This window comes from Oleiphilus sp. HI0117 (assembly GCF_001635235.1).
In genome coordinates this window covers 1-423 of the sequence record NZ_LWGA01000542.1, presented here as the reverse complement: position 1 = coordinate 423, position 423 = coordinate 1, and the positions used below count along the sequence as shown (strand labels likewise).

The following is a 423-nucleotide window of genomic DNA, read 5'->3' as shown; positions in this document are numbered from 1 at the left end:
CCGTATTTAGCAAAGATGCCAACACATCTTCGGGTATGTCATCACTTGAAAATCCAAGACCACTCTCAAGCTCTGCCAGCGAGTTAGAAAGAAAAGTACTCATTTCCGGCAATTCTATGCCTTGCTGTGCCGCATCCAGAGACATTAAATTGCCACTCAATAATGCGTTGATATCATCCAGGAAGCTTGAATCCAGCCCTAAAGCTTCAAGCTTAGCAGCAATATCATCAAGTTTCTCAGGACTTATAGAAGACTGATAGACACCTGTTAATGTAGCACCAAATGAACCCTCTATGGGTGATGCACCCGGTTCGCTGCTCGCGCCCAATGCTGGACCGCTAGTTGACGCTGCTGGTGCGTTTCCTGCTGATACAGGGTTTGATAGAGATATATTTTGCATGAACAACAACCACCCGTTTCGCT

At 45.9% G+C, this 423-nt stretch carries 1 protein-coding gene; it reads right to left on the bottom strand.

From position 1 onward, the window contains the following. The coding region (locus A3757_RS06040) for a hypothetical protein (protein ID WP_156506213.1) at positions 1–400 on the bottom strand (400 nt) is incomplete at its 3' end. Positions 401–423 lie beyond the last annotated feature (23 nt).